Raw genomic sequence first — 377 nt, 5'->3', positions numbered from 1 at the left:
TAATGCGAGATAATCGAACGGATTGTGAATACAGTCAATTTTAATAGACGGTACGTTCTCGAAGGGGAGTAGATGCGACCGAATTCGGATCCGGACGCGGTCCGGACTCCGACGGCGGTCGCGTGACGACTCGAGCGATGTCAGGACGCACCTCGAAACCGACGGTCGGAGCGCTCCGGGAGACGGCCGAACCCTCGTCACTTCCCGTCGCATTAACCCGGCTCGCGTGGACGCTGTTCGCCGCGAGCGTCGCCGTCCTCGTCGCCCGACTCCGACTCGGCGGGGTGTGGGAGATCCCCGGCGCGGTCGCCGTCGACGGGCTGACCGTCCTGATGTGGGTGGTGGTCACGTTCTTCAGCGGGATCGTCCACAGCTAC

Annotated in this window: 1 pseudogene; it reads left to right on the top strand. The window is 63.4% G+C overall.

The window, feature by feature from the left end:
- Positions 1–137 precede the first annotated feature (137 nt).
- Positions 138–377: pseudogene (locus EXE45_RS18275) on the top strand (oxidoreductase); the annotation flags it as partial.

The organism is Halorubrum sp. SP9, assembly GCF_005435015.1.
Taxonomy (GTDB): domain Archaea; phylum Halobacteriota; class Halobacteria; order Halobacteriales; family Haloferacaceae; genus Halorubrum; species Halorubrum sodomense.
This window is presented reverse-complemented; position numbering and strand designations above follow the sequence as displayed.